The sequence below is a fragment of the Stenotrophomonas sp. KH_052 genome (assembly GCF_057838755.1).
In genome coordinates, this window is record NZ_CM174475.1 from 2,283,053 (window position 1) to 2,299,994 (window position 16,942).

At 66.5% G+C, this 16,942-nt stretch carries 17 protein-coding genes; 4 read left to right on the forward strand and 13 right to left on the reverse strand.

Features of this window, described 5'->3' with window-relative positions; all coding sequences use genetic code 11:
* A complete protein-coding gene (locus AC3ITW_RS10615; protein ID WP_012511015.1) occupies positions 1-756 on the forward strand; it encodes a SapC family protein in 756 nt (251 codons plus the stop codon).
* Here the strand turns inward: AC3ITW_RS10615 and AC3ITW_RS10620 are convergent, their stop codons facing one another.
* The 11 genes from AC3ITW_RS10620 to AC3ITW_RS10670 form a co-directional block, all read right to left on the reverse strand.
* Complete coding sequence (locus AC3ITW_RS10620; protein ID WP_100434614.1) at positions 757-2,940, reverse strand: ATP-binding protein; 2,184 nt, start codon at positions 2,938-2,940, stop codon at positions 757-759.
* Positions 2,941-3,080: 140 nt separating this feature from the next.
* Complete coding sequence (locus AC3ITW_RS10625) at positions 3,081-3,707, reverse strand: LuxR C-terminal-related transcriptional regulator (protein ID WP_100434615.1); 627 nt, start codon at positions 3,705-3,707, stop codon at positions 3,081-3,083.
* Positions 3,708-3,876: 169 nt separating this feature from the next.
* Positions 3,877-4,410: a lipocalin family protein gene (locus AC3ITW_RS10630; RefSeq protein WP_006366902.1), complete on the reverse strand. Its 534-nt coding sequence runs from the start codon at positions 4,408-4,410 to the stop codon at positions 3,877-3,879.
* Between the two features lie 8 nt (positions 4,411-4,418).
* Positions 4,419-5,492, reverse strand: a complete 1,074-nt coding sequence (locus AC3ITW_RS10635; RefSeq protein ID WP_489390332.1) for an SAM-dependent methyltransferase — start codon at positions 5,490-5,492, stop codon at positions 4,419-4,421.
* Positions 5,489-6,274, reverse strand: coding sequence for a DUF1295 domain-containing protein (locus tag AC3ITW_RS10640; RefSeq protein WP_154354729.1), 786 nt, complete (start codon positions 6,272-6,274; stop codon positions 5,489-5,491). Before AC3ITW_RS10640 ends, AC3ITW_RS10635 begins: the two co-directional genes overlap by 4 nt.
* Positions 6,271-6,819 (reverse strand): DUF2878 domain-containing protein, encoded by a 549-nt coding sequence (locus AC3ITW_RS10645; protein ID WP_032970222.1) that lies wholly within the window; start codon positions 6,817-6,819, stop codon positions 6,271-6,273. The genes AC3ITW_RS10640 and AC3ITW_RS10645 overlap by 4 nt, the downstream gene beginning before the upstream one ends.
* A gap of 1 nt (position 6,820) precedes the next feature.
* On the reverse strand, positions 6,821-8,080 hold the full coding sequence (locus tag AC3ITW_RS10650) for a class I SAM-dependent methyltransferase (RefSeq protein WP_489390333.1): 1,260 nt from the start codon (positions 8,078-8,080) through the stop codon (positions 6,821-6,823).
* On the reverse strand, positions 8,077-8,844 hold the full coding sequence (locus AC3ITW_RS10655) for a DUF1365 domain-containing protein (protein WP_012511023.1): 768 nt from the start codon (positions 8,842-8,844) through the stop codon (positions 8,077-8,079). The genes AC3ITW_RS10650 and AC3ITW_RS10655 overlap by 4 nt, the downstream gene beginning before the upstream one ends.
* Entirely contained in the window at positions 8,841-10,118 is a 1,278-nt protein-coding gene (locus tag AC3ITW_RS10660; RefSeq protein WP_489390334.1) for an NAD(P)/FAD-dependent oxidoreductase, read from the reverse strand. Before AC3ITW_RS10660 ends, AC3ITW_RS10655 begins: the two co-directional genes overlap by 4 nt.
* Position 10,119: 1 nt before the next feature.
* On the reverse strand, positions 10,120-11,070 hold the full coding sequence (locus AC3ITW_RS10665; protein ID WP_489390335.1) for an acyl-CoA desaturase: 951 nt from the start codon (positions 11,068-11,070) through the stop codon (positions 10,120-10,122).
* A gap of 81 nt (positions 11,071-11,151) precedes the next feature.
* Positions 11,152-11,919, reverse strand: coding sequence for a hypothetical protein (locus tag AC3ITW_RS10670; protein ID WP_489390336.1), 768 nt, complete (start codon positions 11,917-11,919; stop codon positions 11,152-11,154).
* 130 nt (positions 11,920-12,049) lie between these two features.
* Here AC3ITW_RS10670 and AC3ITW_RS10675 point away from each other — a divergent pair, with 130 nt between their 5' ends.
* Genes AC3ITW_RS10675 through AC3ITW_RS10685 form a run of 3 tightly spaced genes read left to right on the forward strand, consistent with a single transcriptional unit; the run spans position 12,050 to position 14,055 of the window.
* A complete protein-coding gene (locus tag AC3ITW_RS10675; RefSeq protein WP_489390337.1) occupies positions 12,050-12,673 on the forward strand; it encodes a sigma-70 family RNA polymerase sigma factor in 624 nt (207 codons plus the stop codon).
* The gene (locus AC3ITW_RS10680; protein WP_041864517.1) at positions 12,670-13,350 is read left to right on the forward strand and encodes a ChrR family anti-sigma-E factor; all 681 of its coding nucleotides are present in this window, start codon (positions 12,670-12,672) and stop codon (positions 13,348-13,350) included. The genes AC3ITW_RS10675 and AC3ITW_RS10680 overlap by 4 nt, the downstream gene beginning before the upstream one ends.
* Before the next feature lie 21 nt (positions 13,351-13,371).
* The gene (locus tag AC3ITW_RS10685; protein ID WP_012511028.1) at positions 13,372-14,055 is read left to right on the forward strand and encodes a Rossmann-fold NAD(P)-binding domain-containing protein; all 684 of its coding nucleotides are present in this window, start codon (positions 13,372-13,374) and stop codon (positions 14,053-14,055) included.
* Between the two features lie 29 nt (positions 14,056-14,084).
* On the opposite strand, the gene AC3ITW_RS10690 is transcribed toward AC3ITW_RS10685, so the two are convergent.
* The gene (locus tag AC3ITW_RS10690; RefSeq protein WP_006367003.1) at positions 14,085-14,570 is read right to left on the reverse strand and encodes a TspO/MBR family protein; all 486 of its coding nucleotides are present in this window, start codon (positions 14,568-14,570) and stop codon (positions 14,085-14,087) included.
* 72 nt (positions 14,571-14,642) lie between these two features.
* On the reverse strand, positions 14,643-16,838 hold the full coding sequence (locus tag AC3ITW_RS10695) for an AsmA family protein (RefSeq protein ID WP_489390338.1): 2,196 nt from the start codon (positions 16,836-16,838) through the stop codon (positions 14,643-14,645).
* Between the last annotated feature and the right edge of the window lie 104 nt (positions 16,839-16,942).

The window sequence follows — 16,942 nt, forward strand, 5'->3', positions numbered from 1 at the left end:
ATGACCACCACCAGCGACACCACCACCGAAGCGGCGCCGACCGGCACCCCCCTGTTCTACACCCGTCCGGTGCCGCTGCAGGCCGATGTGCACGCCGACCTGCGCATCCTGCCGGGCAGGCTCGAGTTTGCCGCTGGCAACAACGCCATTCCGCTGGTGCTCGGCGAGTTCTCGCTGGCGCTGCACCACTTCCCGATCCTGTTCGCCGGTCCGACCGCGGTGCCGATGGCGGCCGTCGGCGTGTCGGAAGAGAACCTGTTCATCAAGGACGGACTGTGGGAAGACGAGGCCTATATCCCGGCCTACCTGCGTCGCCATCCCTTCATCTTCATCGACACCGGCGCGGACAACGATTTCCTGCTGGGCATCGATGAAGAGAACCCGCGCGTGGTCAAGGGTGGTGACGAAGGCCAGCCGCTGTTCGTCGATGGCAAGGCCACCGAGATGGTGCAGCAGGCGCTGGAGTTCTGCGGCCAGTTCACCCGCGAGCACGAACAGACCCAGGCCTTCTCCAAGGCGCTGATCGACAACGGCCTGCTGGTTGAACGCAACGCCACCGTGCGTACTCCGGATGGCCGCGAGTTCAACCTCAACGGCTTCCAGGTCGTGGATGTCGAGAAGTTCGTCGCACTGCCGGAAGCCACTGTGGTCGAGTGGCACCGCAGCGGCTGGCTGGCGCTGATCCACCAGCACCTGATGTCGCTGGGTCGCTTCAACGACCTGACCCGTCGCCAGGTCGAGCGCCTGGCGGCCTGATCATGCCGATGGTGCGGCTTCCGCTTTGCGGGAGCCGTGCCACTGCTGCAATCCCTGCAGCAGTCGCCGCGCCTCGACCCAGTCAGGCGCGGCCATACGCCCCAGCTCCCACAGTTCGGCCGCGATATCGGCTTGTGTCGTTGCGCCACAGATCTGCAGCGTACCTTGCAGGCGATGCGCGTGGTGGCGCAGTGCATCCGGAGCGGCGCCGGTAACGGCGCGCTCGATGGCAGCCAGTTCCGTGCTGATGTCGGCCGCATAGGCGGAGTCAATGCATGCCGTGCTGGAGGGTGCAGCGTGGCCCCGTAGCGCTGGCAACGCCAGCACCTGCAGCAGCTTGGCGATCTGCAGTGGCTTGGCCAGCACCGCGTCGAATCCCGCCTCGCGACAGCGCGCCGCATGGCGGCGGCCCGCGCGTGCCGACAATGCGATCAACCGCAAGGGCGTGTGCGCACGCGCACGCAGCCGGCGGGCCAGCGCATAGCCATCCATGTCGTGAAGCCCGATGTCGAGCAGCACCGTGCTGCGCGGTCGACGCGCCTGCTCTTCCAGTGCGTCGCTGGCATCGGCAAGCGCATGCACATCCGCCCCCAAACGCTGCAGCTGGGCGGCCATGAGGCGGCGGTTGAGATCATGGTCTTCGACCAGCAACAGATCCAGGCCAGCAAGCGGCTGCTCATGAGCGGCCACCGTCGCAGTCGGCGGGTGGGACCGGGCGATCCGCACCGGCAGGCGCAGGGTGAATCGGCTGCCGCGTCCGTGGACGCTGTGAACAGTCAGATCGCCGCCCATCGAGCGGGCCAGTTCGCGCGCGATCACCAGCCCCAGTCCGCTGCCGCCGCGCCGCAGCCCGTCCTCACCCTGCCGGAAGGGTTGGAACAGGGATGTCGCCTGCGCAGCAGGGATGCCAATGCCGCTGTCGATCACATCCAGCACCAGCTCATGCGGGCGCGTTGGTGGCCGCAGCTGCACGCGCAGATCGATGCCGCCGACGTCGGTGAACTTCAGCGCATTGCCGAGCAGGTTGTCGACGATCTGGCGCAGCGCATCGGGATCCAGCAGGACCAGCGGCGCCGGCGCTGCATCGCAGTCCAGCCTGAGCTCCAGGCCCTTCCTGCGTGCGAGCACGCGGATCGCATCCAGCGAATGGTTGCAGAGCAGTGCGACATCGCAGGCTTGTACCTGCGGCATGAAGCCACCACTGGCGAGGCGCGAAAAATCCAGCGAGCGGTCCAGCAGTCCGCGCAGGGAGCGTCCTGCGGCAGCCATCGCCGCGAGTAGTTCGCGGCGGCCCTCTGGCGAATGGGCCTGGTGCAGCGGGGTGATCGAGCCCAACAGCGTCTGCGCGGCATTGCGCACCTCATGGCTGATCATGCCGATCGCGCGTGCACGGGCGCGCTCGCTGCGGCTGAAGCGAAGGCGCAGCGGATGCCAGAGAAGTGGAAGCCCGGCCAGCGCGGCGATCAATGCCAGCAACCAGGCCGGTGGTGGTGACCGCATCCAGCCCAGTGCCCGCTCCACCGATGCGGGCAGCATCTGCTGCGCCCAGAGATGCAGCAGGCCAGCGTGCTCTTCCAGCGTGATGTCGCGCAGGCCCCGGTCGATGCGTTCAAGCAGGTGCCTGTCCTCCCGACGGGCGAGCAGATGCAGGTCGGTGGAGAAATCGCTGCTGATCGGTTGCAGCAGCAGGTCACCACTGAAATAGCGGCGGGTCATTGGTCGCAGCGTCGTCTCCAAGCCGATCGCGGCATCGGCGGTACCGGCAACGACCGCCGCGAGTGCCGCGTGACGATCCGGAAGCTGCAGTAGATGGATCCGTGGATGATGTGTACCCAACCACCCAGCGTAGGGCCCACCCTCAACCACCGCCAGGATCTTTCCCTCCAGATCAGGCAAGCCGCGTGGCAGCCAACGGCCGGGTTGCCCGGCGAGGACCGTCCGGCCACCGCGAAATGGGGCGGAGGCAACCAGCTCTGGACAGGGGAGTTGCGGGTGTCCGGAGCCGCCCATCACCAGTACCAGGTCGGCGTCGCGGCCACAGACGGCGGCCACCGATGCGGCGGTGGTGGGATAGGGCAGGTCCAGGAAACGCAGTTGTGCATGCCGCGCTACCAGGCCTGCATAGCCGTGGGCGAGCGTGGGAAATGGCGCTGTCTCTGCAAGTGCAGCGGGTATCGGACGCATGGATGGGGCCGTGGCAACCCGTACCTCGCTGCCTGGCCCCCAGCGTTGGGATCGGACATCTTCCGCAGATGCCGCCGGCAGCAGCAGAAGAACCAGCAGCAGGGCGAGGGAGGTGCGCAGGCGCGAGCGGTCCCGCCTGCTCACGGCGGGCTCGCGTGTGGGCGCATGGCGTAGATCTCGGCGTCGTTGCGCAGGCCAAGCTTGCGCAGCGCGGCAATCTTCTGGGTGCTGACGGTCTTGACGCTCCGGTGGCGACGCAGCGCGATCTCGGACACGGTGAGCCCGGTGAGCAGCAGTTCCAGTACCTCGCGTTCATTGCGGCTGAGTTCACTGCAGTCCGCAGGCAGGACACAGTCAGGTGGCAGGCGGCTGAGCCCCTGAGACACGCACACAATGGCCTCTGACAGCATCGGCAGCGGCTCGGCCTTGCCGACGACGCCGCCGATGCCGGCATTGATCAGGTGGCTGAGGTTGGTTGCGGGTGAAAGCGTGGCGAAAGCGAGCAGTGGGATGTGGGGAAAGGTCTCGCGCAGCAGGGGGATCAACTCGGCGCTACCGCGGTCGTCGGGGGCCAGGCTCAGGTCGATGATCGCCACATCGACGGGCAGCCGATGCAGGGTGGTGATGAGGTCTTCGCTGAGGGAGTGGCTGGCGACGATGCTGAAGCGGCGGTCGCGGTTGAGGTGCAGGGCGATGCCGCGACGGACGACTTCATGGTCGTCCAGAAGCGCCAGGCGCAGCCGGCGCGGTGCAGGATGTCCATTCATGCGCAGGGAGGTGATCAGCGCCCATGGGCGTGGTCATCATTTTGGCGTCACTGTCACGCCGGGCATCGAATTTCCGGGATTTTTGCGATTATTCCTAAGAATCGATGTGTTGCGCGCATCGGTTCCGCGAACGTCATTGATGTAGTGGATGGAACTCATCGATACCGGGTCAGCGGACCGACTGCGGCACCCGCCTCAACCTGGCAGTGTCGTAACCCATCGCTGCAATGCGCTGCACCGCCTGCTGGTAGTCGCTTTCCGAGACCTGGGGCGTACGCGCCATGTACCAGACATAGTCGCGCTTGCTGCGGGCCACAATGGTCTGGCGGTAGCCTTCGTCCAGCCAGGCAATGATGTATTCGGCCTGGATCGGCCAGATGAACTGCATGCCCCAGATCGCACCGTTTCCTTCTTTCTCCACCCGGCCGATCGGATGCATCGACTTCTGTGGGGCATCGAAGCTGCCCTTGCGATAGGTGAAGGTGGTCTGGATGCGTCCATCTGGCCGTAGCGCGTAACTTTCCACCGCATCGAAGGCCTCGCGTTCCGGGCGCGATGGAATGTGTGCGATCACATACCAGTCGCCCATGAATCGCGGCACATCCACTGATGGTGGCCGAGGCAGGGGCCGGGTGTCGCTGGAACTGCAGCCTGCGCCGAACAGGCCGACTGCGAGCAGAGGAAGCAGCGGAAAAATGCGCATGTCACACCTCAGCGTGGGCGGAACAGGTAATGGGCCACCAGCCACTGCCGGCCATCGTCGTAGCCGAACAGCTCGGCACAGGCCATCCAGAACATCCGCCAGCGCTGCCACCAGATCTTTGCCGCGGCCTGACCGTAAGTGGCGACCAGTACAGGCATGACCTCTTCGCGGGCGGCGTCCTGGTTGGCCAGCCAATGATCAGCGGTGCGCTGGTAGTGACTGCCATCCAGCAGCCAGCGCTGTTCCAGCCGCAGGTCGCGCTGGAAGTGCAGCAGGGTGTCGGCGGCGGGCATCAGCCCGCCCGTGAAGAAGTGGCGGCCCATCCAGTTGTCGCCGCCGCTGGTCTCGAACGGATACATCAGCGTGCGGTGGGCGAAGATGTGCACGAACAGCGCGCCATCCGGTTTCAGCCACCCTGCGATGCCCGACAGCAACCGTTCGTAGTTGCGTACGTGTTCGAACATCTCCACCGACACGCAGCGGTCGAACTGTGCCGTCGGCAGCTCAAGCTCGTTGACGTCGCGGGTCAGTACCTCGACGTTGCCCAGGCCGCGTGCCTGGCACTGCGCCATGATGTGCTGGCGCTGGCTGTGCGAGTTGGAGACGGCGGTGATATGCGCCTGCGGGAAGCGTTCGGCCATCCACAGCGTCAGTGAGCCCCAGCCGCAGCCGAGTTCAAGGATCTGCTGGCCGTTGGCCAGGCCGGCGCGTTGGCCGTACAACGCCAGCATGGCGTCCTCGGCCTGGTCCAGCGTCTCGCGGCCAGTGGGGTAGTAGCAGCTGCTGTACTTCAGGCGCTTGCCCAGGCAGGCCTGGAAGAAGGCCGCGGGAACTTCGTAGTGCTGGCGGTTGGCCGCTTCGGTATGCAGCGCAAGTGGGCTGTCGGCCAGCTCGGCGATGCGCCGGCTGAAGCGTGCCGATTGGCCTTCGATGCCGCCCTCGCTTTCCTCATGCAGGCGTTGCGCGCACAAGCGGCGGATGCCCGCACGCAGCGCCGCATCGGGCACCAGTCCGCGTTCGGCCCAGGCGATCAGCCCGGTCTCCGCATCTTCGGCCGGATTCAGTGACGGGATCGCGCTCATGCGGAATGCTCCTTGGACGTGCGGGGGAACCAGGGAAAGAACATCGACGTGCTGCGCTGGTACTCGCGGTAGTCTTCGCCGCGGCTACGCAGAGCCTGCTTCTCGGTGAACGGAATGCCGCTCAGATAGCGCAGGAATACATACATCAGCAGCGGGCCGGACCACGCCAGCCACCACAGTGGTGAGCCCACCGCCAGCAGCACGTAGCTGAACCAGTGCAGCCATTCGAAGAAGTAGTTGGGGTGGCGCGAGTAACGCCAGAGTCCTTGGCGGCAGGTCAGGCCCTTGTTCGCCGGGTCGGCCCGGAACCGGGCCAGCTGCCGGTCGGCCAGCGCCTCGCCGCCGACGCTGAGCAGCCAGACGCCTGCGGCGGCAACCACCCACAGCGACAGCCCCGGCCTCGGATTGGCCGCCACGGCGACGAAGGGCAGGGCAAACAGAACGATCAGCAGCGCCTGCGCCATGAAAAAGCCGAAGATCTTTCCCTGGTGGCCGTGCCAGTGTTCCCGCAGATAACGGTAGCGACCGTCCTCTTGTTCGTGACGGACCCGGTGCCAGAGATGCAAGGCCAGGCGGCTTCCCCACAGTCCACCCAGCAGCCCCAGCGCGAGCCGTGGCATCAGCGCGCCATCGCCCAGCAGTGCCAGCAGCAGCGCCGATGCACCCACGCCTTTGGCCCAGAGCACATCAACCACGCCGATGTTGGTGTGGCGACGCTGCCAGGCCCAGCCCCAGCTCATTACCATTACTGCGTACAGCAGCACCCATCCTGGATTGATCATGACGATGCTCCGGCAAGTGGCGAGTGGTCTGAAGGTTGCGACCAACGACGGGCCGCGGCACACAGGAGCGACAGAGCAATGCTCCAGCCCAGGCCAAGCACCAGCAGCCCCTGCCAGGCGGGCGCCCGGAACTGCACCGCATCGAAACCCCGGGAGGCCGAGAGATAGGCCAGTGGCGCGAGCAGCAGGCCGAACAGGATCGGCAATGCGGGGTGCCGCAGCAGGAAACGCATCGAAGTAGTCAGCGTCATCGCGAACGCGGCCCACAGCGCCATGATCCACGGCGGTGGTGCCCAGCCGAGCGATGCCGCCGCATAGCGCACCATGCCACTGGCCGCTGCGCTGGCATCCACCAGCCAGGCGCAGGCCAGCGCAACCAGCAACAGGCGAAGGTCCACGCCCGGCTTGGGGGATGTCAGCAACTGGCTGGCCACGTAGAGGCTTGCCGCGAACAGCGCTGGCCACTGCCAGCCACGGCCGGCACCGGCCACCGCGCACAGCCAGACCAGCTGGTTGCCGATGAGGTTGGCCCAGAATCGGCGCATTTCAGTGGCCATCGCTCGCCACCGCCATCGGTCGATGGCCCGGACGCGCCAGCAACAGATGCGACACGCCGATCGAACGCTCCAGGAAGCCCCCCTCGCAGTACGCCAGATAGAACTCCCACAGACGGCAGAAGCGCGCGTCGAAGCCCTGCGCCTGCACCGCAGGCAGCTGGGTGAGGAAGCGATGACGCCATGCGCGCAGGGTCAGCGCGTAGGAATGGCCGAAATCCTGCTGCGCGATCAGCTGCAGGTCGCTGGCCCGGGTCTTGGCCGCCATGATCGCGTTGATCGAGGGAATGAAGCTGCCCGGGAATACGTAGCGCTTGATGTAGTCAACGCTGCGCCGCGCCTGTTCGTAGCGCTGGTCCTCGATGGTGATGGCCTGCAGCAGCGCCACGCCGTCCGGCTTCAGCAGGCGCTGCAGCGTGGCCATGTAGGTGTCCAGGTACTCGGCACCAATGGCTTCGATCATCTCGATCGACACCAGTTTGTCGTAGCGCCCCTGCAGGTCCCGGTAGTCCTGCATCAGCAGGGTGACCCGACCCTGCAGGCCGGCAGCCTTTACACGTTCCGTGGCCAGCGCGTGCTGCTCGGCGGAAATGGTGGTGGTGGTGACGTGACAGCCATAGTGCTGGGCCGCATGCACGGCGAAACCGCCCCAGCCGGTGCCGATCTCGACCACGTGGTCGCCGGGCTTGAGCTGCAGCTGCTGGCAGATGCGGTCCAGCTTGCGTCGCGATGCCGTCTCCAGCGATTCACTGTCATCGGCGAAGAGTGCCGAGGAGTACATCAGGTCCGGCGACAGGAACAACGCGAAGAAATCGTTGCCGAGGTCGTAGTGCGCCGCGATGTTGCGACGACTGCCTTCGCGGCTGTTGCGGCGCAGGCGGTTCCAGCCGCGCAGCAGCCAGCCGCCCACGCGGGCGGGGCCGTGCTCCATGCTGTCAAGCAGATCGCGGTTGCGTACCAGCAGGCGCACCAGGGCCACCAGATCATCGCAGTGCCAGTCGCCGTGGATGTAGCTCTCGCCAGCGCCGACGCTGCCCTGTGCAGCCACTTTTCGGTAGAACGCCGGGTCGTCGATGGTGACCGTGACCTGCAGATCACCGCGGGCTTCGCCCAGCCAGACCTCGCCGAGCGCATCGCGCACGCACAGACGGCCGTCGCGCAGGGGCGCCAGCTGCGCCAGCAGGCGGCGGCGCAGGAAAACGTCGAGCGTGCCCGGCTGTGGCAGGGCTACCGAGGGATTCATCTCGTTCATCGTGGTTTCTCGGCAAGGGAAGGGTGGTCGTGCACCGGGTTGCGCTTCAGCCACAGGCGCAGCGCATGCCAATGGATGGCGGCCACCACCTGGGTGGTCATCAACGGATAGCAGGCGAGGACGCGCGCAAGGCCACGTCCGTCCAGCGGGTGCCGCTGCATGGACTGGGTGGCATCGAATTGGCGCACGCCGTCGCGCCACACCTGCATGTGCACGCGCAGGTCCTCGTCGGGTGCGTTGAACCGCCAGTCATAGCGGCAATCCATTGCCATGAATGGCGAGACGTGGAAGCACTTGTCGAACTGCCAGCGCAGTGACGCGCCCTCATGGAGCGCGGTCGATACCGGCAGCACGTATGCGTGGCGTTCCTTCCATGGGGTATTGGTGATGTCGGCGACGATGCAGTCCAGCGTGCTGCCGTCAGCCTGGTAGCAGTAGTAGAAGCTGACCGGGTTGAACACGTGGCCGGCAAAGCGCAGGTGGGTGAGCAGGCGCACGGGCCCGCAGGGGCGGTGGCCGAGGGTGTTCGCGGCGTGGTCGCGCACGGCATCGGCGAGCGGTTGCGCGGGATCGCCGAAGTAGTCGCTGCGGCGGAACTCGGCCAGGTTGCGCCGGTTGACCGACCACAGCCAGCGTCGTGCGAACACGGTCTCCAGCTCATCCAGATCCAGCAGCAGCTGTGCGACCGGATAGCGGAAGGCGTGCGGATGCGGGTGATGGCGCCGATGCATCACCTGCCCGATATAGAGTGCGCTGGCGCTCACGCGGCGACCTCGCCGAACGCCGGCGCCAATCGATGCGGTTCGCAGGCACGCAGTGCGTCCACCACACGTCGGGCACTGCGGATGCCGTCTTCATGGAAGCCCCAGCCCCAATAGGCACCGGCGAACCAGGTATGGCGCCGGCCCTGCAGCTCGCCCCAGCGCTGCTGCGCCCGGACTGCGGCATGGTCATGTACCGGGTGCGCGTAGTGCAGCGTACGCAGCACCTTGGCCGGGTCGATCGCCTCGCTGCGGTTGAGGGTCACTACCAGCGGAGTGTCACCGGGCAGGCCCTGCAGCAGGTTCATGCAGTAACTGACCGTGCACGGCGCGGCGGGGTCGCGCGGCACGTGCGCGTTCCAGGCGGCCCAGGCCTTGCGCTCGCGCGGCAGCAGTGATGCATCGGTGTGCAGCACGGCTTCGTTGGGCTGGTAGCGGATGGCACCGAGCACCTCGCGCTCGATGGCATCGGCGTCACCCAGCAGCGCCAGTGCCTGGTCGCTATGGCAGGCCAGGATCACCTCGTCGAAGCCTTCCACGCCGGCCGTACTGTGCACCCGCGCGCCCCAGGGCGTGCGCTCGACCGAATGCACCGGGCACTCCAGTCGTTCGCGCACCTGCCAGCGGGCGCGCAGGGCTTCGATATAGCGCGCAGAGCCGCCTTTGACTACACGCCACGGCGAACGCCCGGTCATCTGCAGCATCTGGTGGTTGGCCATGAACTGGGCCAGATAGCGGGCCGGGAAGTCCATCACGGTGGCGGTTGGTGAAGACCACAGCGCCGACGCCATCGGTAGCAGGTGCTCCTCGATGAAGGCGTCACCATAGTGCTGGTCGCGCAGGTACTGGCCCAGCGTAGGGCCCTGGTCTTCCGCCAGCAGCAGCGGCGCATCGCGGTAGAAGCGGCGCAGGTCGGCCAGCATGCCCCAGAAGCGCGGCGACAGCAGGTTGCGGCGCTGGCAGAACAGGCCGTCCAGCGAGGTGGCGTTGTATTCCACGCCGCTGCGCTCGCTGTGCATTGAAAAGCTCATCGTGGTCGGCTGCGAGGCCACGTCCAGCTCATCGAACAAGGCGGTCAGCAGCGGATAGTGCCGCGGGTTGAAGACGATGAAGCCGGTATCCACGGCCATGCGCCGGCCGCCCACCTGCACGTCATGGGTGTGGGTATGCCCGCCGAGGTAGTCATTGGCTTCAAACAGCGTGACTTCATGTTCGCCGTGCAGCCACCAGGCGCTGGCCAGGCCTGCAATGCCGGAGCCGATGGTCGCGATGCGCATGTCAGTACCTCGCCTTGGCCAATACCCATTCGGGAATCGGCTTGAGTCCTTTGACCAGGCCGACCGCGGACATTGCACGCAGTCCGTACCAGGTCAGGTCGATCTCCCACCAGCGGAAGCCCTGGCGGACCGTGCCCGGGAAGAAGTGGTGATTGTTGTGCCAGCCTTCGCCGAAGGTGAGCAGTGCCAGCCAGAGATTGTTGCGGCTGTCGTCGCGGGTTTCAAAGCGGCGGCGCCCGAACTGGTGCGCCAGTGAATTGATGGTGACCGTGGCATGGAACAGCACCACGGTGGAGATGAAGAAGCCCCATACCAGCAGCTGCGGTCCGGAGGTGTGCAGCGCGGGTACCCAGCGTTCAAGCGCGGCACCCAGTGCATAGAGGCCGGCGGCCAGCAGCACCGGCACCGCGGTATCGAAACGGTCCAGCCAGCGAAGTTCCGGGAAGCGGGCGAGATCTGGCACCCGCGAAAGATCGGTGGCGAAGGCTTCACAGGTCAGGAACCAGCCCATGTGGCTGCGCCAGAAACCCCCTTCGCGCGGTGAGTGCGGGTCCAGGGGTTGGTCGGCATGGCGATGGTGGTGGCGGTGATGGGCGGCCCACCACAGCGGCCCGCGCTGCACGCTGGCGGCACCGATCACCGCGAACACGAACTGCACTGGTCGCGACGCCTGGAAGGTGCGGTGCGAGAAGTAGCGGTGGTAGAACGCGGTGATCGCGAACATCCGCACTGCGTAGAGTGCAACGGCCACGATCACCGCGGTCCACGAGATGCCGACCCAGATCACCGCCAGGCAGGCTGCGTGCATCAATGCGAATGGCACCGCGCGCAACCAATCAATGCGGCCCGGCTGGCCCGCGCTGGCATCTGCACCGCTGCCGGTGTCGATCCATCGCTTCAATGTACGCAGGAGACGGTGGCGTCGGCGGGGAAGGGGCGCTACAGAAGCCATGACGGATCTCGGCTGGAGTCGTGTCTTCATCTACGCACCAGAACACAGAATGGATGCACTGCCGTGCAGATCGTTGCCGATTCACCTGGGCGTCACGGCGCAGTCGGCAACGAGCGGTTGCGTCCAGGCCCGTTGCCACTCAGCCGCAGCGCTTTCACGCGGCGCAGATGCAAACCGCACCACCACCTGTGGGTAGCCGCCCCGCGCATCGCGAAGATTGCTGGTACCACGAAATTCCAGCAGTCGCCGGTCTGCGCTCGCATAGACAAGCGACAGGCGTGGCGCGATGCCGCCATACCAGGTGTCGAGGCTGACCTCGATGGACTGGGCATCGATGCCTTGCCAGCGCAGCGGCCCGCTGTGCACCACCTGGACCGGGTAGAAACGTTGCCGCGCCGGCACCAGAAAAGGCAGCGAGACGCGCTCACCACGCATCAAGGCCTGCCAGTGCAGGCGCACTGCCGCATCGAATCCGGCGTCGATCACAGCGTCTGCCGGCAGGGTGAGGCGACGCTGGCGCCGAGCGGAGGCGACCGCTTCCTTCCAGCCGACCACGACCGTTCCGCCGTCGGCCACTACCTCCGCCGCCTGGCCGCTGCGCCTGTCCTCCAGGGTGTAGCCGCGCGCCTGTGCCTGCGAGGTGGCGGGCAGGTGCTTGCGTGCGAAGGGTCGCCCATCCGGGCATTGGTACAGCACCCAGCGCTCGGAGCCGTCCTGGGCGGAGCGCTGCCAGTGCACCTCCCGATAGGCGGCAGCCCCTTGCGGCGTGGTGGCAACACCTTCGATGCGCAGCCAAGGGCTGGCCAGTGCGGTGCAGGGCAGGCAGAGCAACAGCCAGATGGTGCGCATGAGGGGCATCCGGAAGGGGGCTCAGGGCTTACGGTGCAGAGGGCTGGCTGGATGCGCGGCGCTGGCTGCATCCAAATGGTGCCCCCAGCCGTAGAGAGAACAGACCTTCACCTGCCCGCCGCGAACGCAGATGTACCCTGACGCCGCCAGCCCCGCCTTCAACTTCGATAGCGTACGCATCGTGTCCAGTTCCCAGCAGCCGAACAGCGAGCCGACGAACTGGGCCAGTGACATGGACGGTGTGGCGCGGCTGCGCGACCGCGATTGCTTCATGCGCATCTACGATCATTTCATGCCGCGCCTGTGTGTCTATCTGCGCGGTCTGGGTGCGCCCGAGGCAGTGGCCGAGGAGCTCGCGCAGGAGTGCCTGCTGCGGCTGTGGCTGCGCGCAGCCGACTACGACCCGGCGCAGGCAGCGCTGAGTACCTGGCTGTACCGCATCGCGCGCAACCTGCATATCGACCGGGTACGGCGTGAGCGCAGCTGGATACAGGTGCAGGCCGCGGTGGAGTACGCAGCGACGGCAGACGTGGTCGAGCGCAGCAGCGCCGAGCAGTTCGCTGACCAGGCCCGGCTGCGCCAGCGCATCAATGAGCTGCCTGCGGTGCAGGCGCGCCTGGTCCGCATGTCCTATTTCGAGGCCAAGAGCCACGGCGAGATCGCCGAAGCGCTGGGAATGCCGCTGGGCACGGTCAAATCGCATCTGCGGCGCGCGTTCCTGCAGTTGCAATCCAAGGTGGGGGGCGCGCTGTGAATCCGCACCACCACCTTCACGAATCCACCCTGATGAGCTATGCCGCGGGCGCGCTGCCGGCGCCGCTGAGCATTGTTGCCGGCACGCACCTGGAGCAGTGCCCGCAATGCCGCCAGCGGCTGCGGGATGCCGAGGTGATCGGCTCGGTGCTGCTGGAGCAGACGCAGCCGCCGCAAAGCGGCGGTGACGCGCACCGGACTGCACTTCGCGATGCGATGTTGCGGCGCCTGACTACGGAGTCGCCCGTCAGCGTTGCAGCGCCGGTACGTCCAGTGCCGCCAGAGCGGCCTGAAGCGGATCCCGATCATCTGCCGGCGTCGCTGCATCCTTACTTCGGCACTTCGCTCAGTGGCCTGCGCTGGCGCTGGATGGCGCCGGGGGTGCATTGCATCCGCGCCGAACAGATGCCTTCACTGATCATGCTGAAGATCGCGCCCGGCAAATGCCTGCCCATGCACAGCCATGGCCGCAGCGAGCTGACCCAGATCCTGCGCGGCTCCTACAACGATGCTCTGGGCTTGTTTGCGCCGGGTGACATGGCGGATCTGGATGGAGACGTGGAGCACCAGCCGGTGACGGCGCCGGGCGTGCCCTGCATCTGCGTATCCGCACTGGACGCACCGCTGGTGTTCAGCGGCTGGCTGGCGCGGAAGATCCAGCGTTTCGTGAAGCTCTAACGGGGTGCTGCGGTGAGCACGATGAAGGAAATGCGCGTGCTGTTGACCGGTGTCGCGGGGCTGGTGGGGCAGGGCGTGGCCATGGCTTGCCAGGCTTCGCCAAGGGTTGCCAGCCTGACCGCTCTGGTCCGGCATCGAGGCAGCCTTGCCGGCCCCGGTGACGAACTGGTAGTGCCGGACTTCCTGCGCATCAATGAGCAGCGCGATGATCTGGCTGGCTACGACGCCTGCCTGTACTGCGCAGGCGCGCCACCTGTGGGCACTGCCGAGGCTGAGTACCGGCGGGTGACCCTGGATACCACGCTCGCCGTCGCGTGCGCCTGGGCCGCTGCGAATCCCCGCGGTTGTTTCCTGTATGTGTCTGGCGCAGGCGCGGACCCGCAAAGTCGGATCATGCCGCTGCGGATCAAGGGCGAAACCGAGCAGGCATTGCGTGCGTTATCGATCCGGGCAGTCATGCTACGCCCTGGTGGCGTCCGCCCGGTGCCTGGCACCGGTACCCGGCATGCCGCGCTGAAGCCGTTGTACTGGGGCGGTGCACCGCTGATGAAACTGGCAGGGGTGATTACCCCTGGGCTGGTGACCAGCAATCTTGCACTGGGCCAGGCGATGATCGCGCTGGCCGGCATGAGCAACCCGCCCGCGACGGTGGAGTGCGCTCAGATCAACCGGATCGCCGCTGGCGAAGGCGACCCGGTGGCCTGATTACCGCAGGCTTGAGGAAATCAGAGCGCTCACAGTGCCGCCGGATTGGCCTGCCACACCGAAAAGTTCAGCGCAGCGGCGAACGATATCCAGGCCAGATAAGGCAGCAGCATCGCCGCGGCACCGCGATGGATGCGCGCGAATACAACGATTGTCGTGCACACCAGCGTGATCAGTACCAGGATGTCGGCGAAGGCGAGCGCGCCAAACTTCCAGCCGAAGAACAGCCAGCTCCATAGTGCATTGATGGCCAGCTGCAACAGATAGAGCGACAGTGCTGGGCGGGCGCCGCGCCAGCCGCGTTCACGCCAGACCAGCCACGCCGCAATCGCCATCATCGCGTAGAGCAGGGTCCACACCGGACCGAACACACGGGCCGGCGGCGCCCAGGAGGGCAGCACGAGGCTGGCATAGAAGCTGGCGGCTGACGTCGAGGCCCAAGCGCCCAGCGCAGCGGCGGCAAACGTGATCGCGATCCAGCCCAGCAGGCCAACTCCTTGCGTGCTCCTCTTCATTGCGTGCATCTCCTGAATACGTGTGCCGACACATACGTACGAGCGCGGCAGATGGATGCGGTACGGGCGCCTTCAGTCCGAAGAGCTGGCGGCGCCAGTTCCCTGGCTCGTCGGCAAGAGTGAAGGTTGCTGATCGAACCACTCGCGTGCCTTGGCCAGATGCCACTGGCGATGGTCGCCATCCAGCTCGATGCCGGCGCCCAGCAGCCCCCAGCGGAGGTAGAGATCACCACGCTTGCGCTGTTCCAGCAGATCCAGCCGCGCACGCACCGAAAGACGATCGTTTTCGGCCTGCAGGCCATCGATCACCAGATGACCCGGGCGCCATCGCAGCGTTGCCTGCGCATCGACCTGCCCGGAATCCAGCAGCGACAGGGTCCAGCGTGGGTAATCGGTGCGTTCGGCGAACAGTGCCAGCAGTGGCCGTGCATCGCTCAGGGTCAGGTCGGTCGTCGCATCCACCTGGAACGGCGATTGTGCATCGATGCGGCCGCGCTTGAAGGCGATGCGTCCCTTCCACGTGTTCGCGCGCTCGCTGCCGGCCACCTGCACGTTGCGCAGCTCCACCGTGCTGCCGGACAGATCGAAATGGCGCTGGTTGAAGTCGCCGCGCCGAAGCGTGGCGTTCACGTCGACGTCGCCGCCCATGTCCAGGCCTGCTACCTTCGCGCTGGCGTTTCGACCCTGCAGGCGGGCAGTGCCGTGACCAACGCGACCATCGGTGTCGAGCATGGCGTCGCCGCTCAGGATTCCGGTGCCGCGCAGCAGGCGCACCTGTTGAGAGCCAAGGTAGCGGTTGTAGGCGGCCAGGTCCGGGATGGTCGCTTCGCTGAAGCGCAGCCGTGCGCGAACGCCCTTTCGCAGTTCCTGCAGACGGCCGTCGCCCGTGAGGTCCACGGCTAGGTCGCGACCGTCAAACAAGCGAACGTCCTTGGCGTCAGTGGGGCGCGCCGTGAAGCGCGGCAGCCGGATCGCCAGCTGTGCCTGAGTGGGTGTCCCGGCCTTCAGCTCGCCATGCGCGCTGGCCGTGCCGGCCAGACGCACGCCGGCCACTTCGGCCACCGCTTCGGCCGACGGAATGTCCACGGTGCTGCCTTCGATCAGCTCACCATTGCGCAGGCGTAGATCCGCCTTCAGCGTGCCGCCGCCATCCAGCTGCAGCCACGGTTTGCGTACGAACAGGGCAGGGATCCAGTTGAGCGAGGTGAAGGTCCATTCGCCGCGCACAGTGCCGGAGCTGCGTTCCAGCAGCTGGGCAGGGTGCTGGAATGGAATCTCGCGCCCGGTGATGTGCAGGTCGGCATCGATGCCAGCGGCCGAATCCGGGCGTGGCGGCAGGCGGGCCTGCAGGCGCAGGTCGTTGGCCACGTTGAGCTGCAGGGCCAGCACGCCGCGATCGGGTGCGCCGTCGCCGAGGTAGAGCGGAACCTGCCAGAGCGCGTGGTCACCAGGTTGCAACTGGCCGTCCAACAGGTGGACCGCCAGTTGCAGGCGACCGGGAACCGGAGAACTGGAGATGCGGGGCGTCTGCGCGTCCGTATCCATGCGCAAGCCCTGGCTGCGCGCGTCCACATCAAGCTGCGCACGCAGCAACTTCAACTTGGCCAGGCCGGGCGCCTGGTCGCGATAGTGCCGCGGATAGCTGAAGCGCGCGGTCAGATCCATGTCGCCCAGCAGCTGCACACCGTCATAGCTGGTGTCTGCCTTGCTGAACGAGACCTCGGAGTCGAACAGTTCGGACGGGCCGCCGCGCAGCTGCTTGAGGAACCCGACGGTTCCCTGGCCCTTGCCGATGATCAACAGCTTGCCGAGCCGGGCGCTGCGGATGCTGTCGCTGTGGATGGCGTCGAAGCGCAGGGTCCAGCCCTGATCGCTGCGCGGCGGTGACGGAATGGCGTCCTCGACGCGGCTGATTTCGGCCGATACGCCTGTGGCCTGCAATCGGGGAACCCGCACTTCGCGGCGGAACAGGGGCAGTACGGCCAACCGGGCGCTGGCGCGCTCGGCGTGCAGCACGTAGACGGTGTGATTTACGTGACCGCGCATGTGCACGTTCCAGGCAATGACGTGGCCGGGCAGCAGCGTGATAGCCGGGCCGGTAGTCATCACGAACTTCTGCGGCTTGCGGTTGGTGACCTGGTCGAACAACGGGGTATTGAGGAAGATGTTGCCGGCCAGAAGATAGAGAGCGTAAACACCCAGCAGGATGCGGCCCGCGACGCGCCATCGGCGGAACCGGTGTGGAATGCGCGCGGGAGTAGGGGGCATGTACTGCTCTAGAGGCCGGAATTTGCTCAACTATTGCGGAACTGATGGCGGTGGCGCGTGAAGCAGGCACGGGCCGCAGCGCGGTTCTGCTAGTGTCCGCCTTG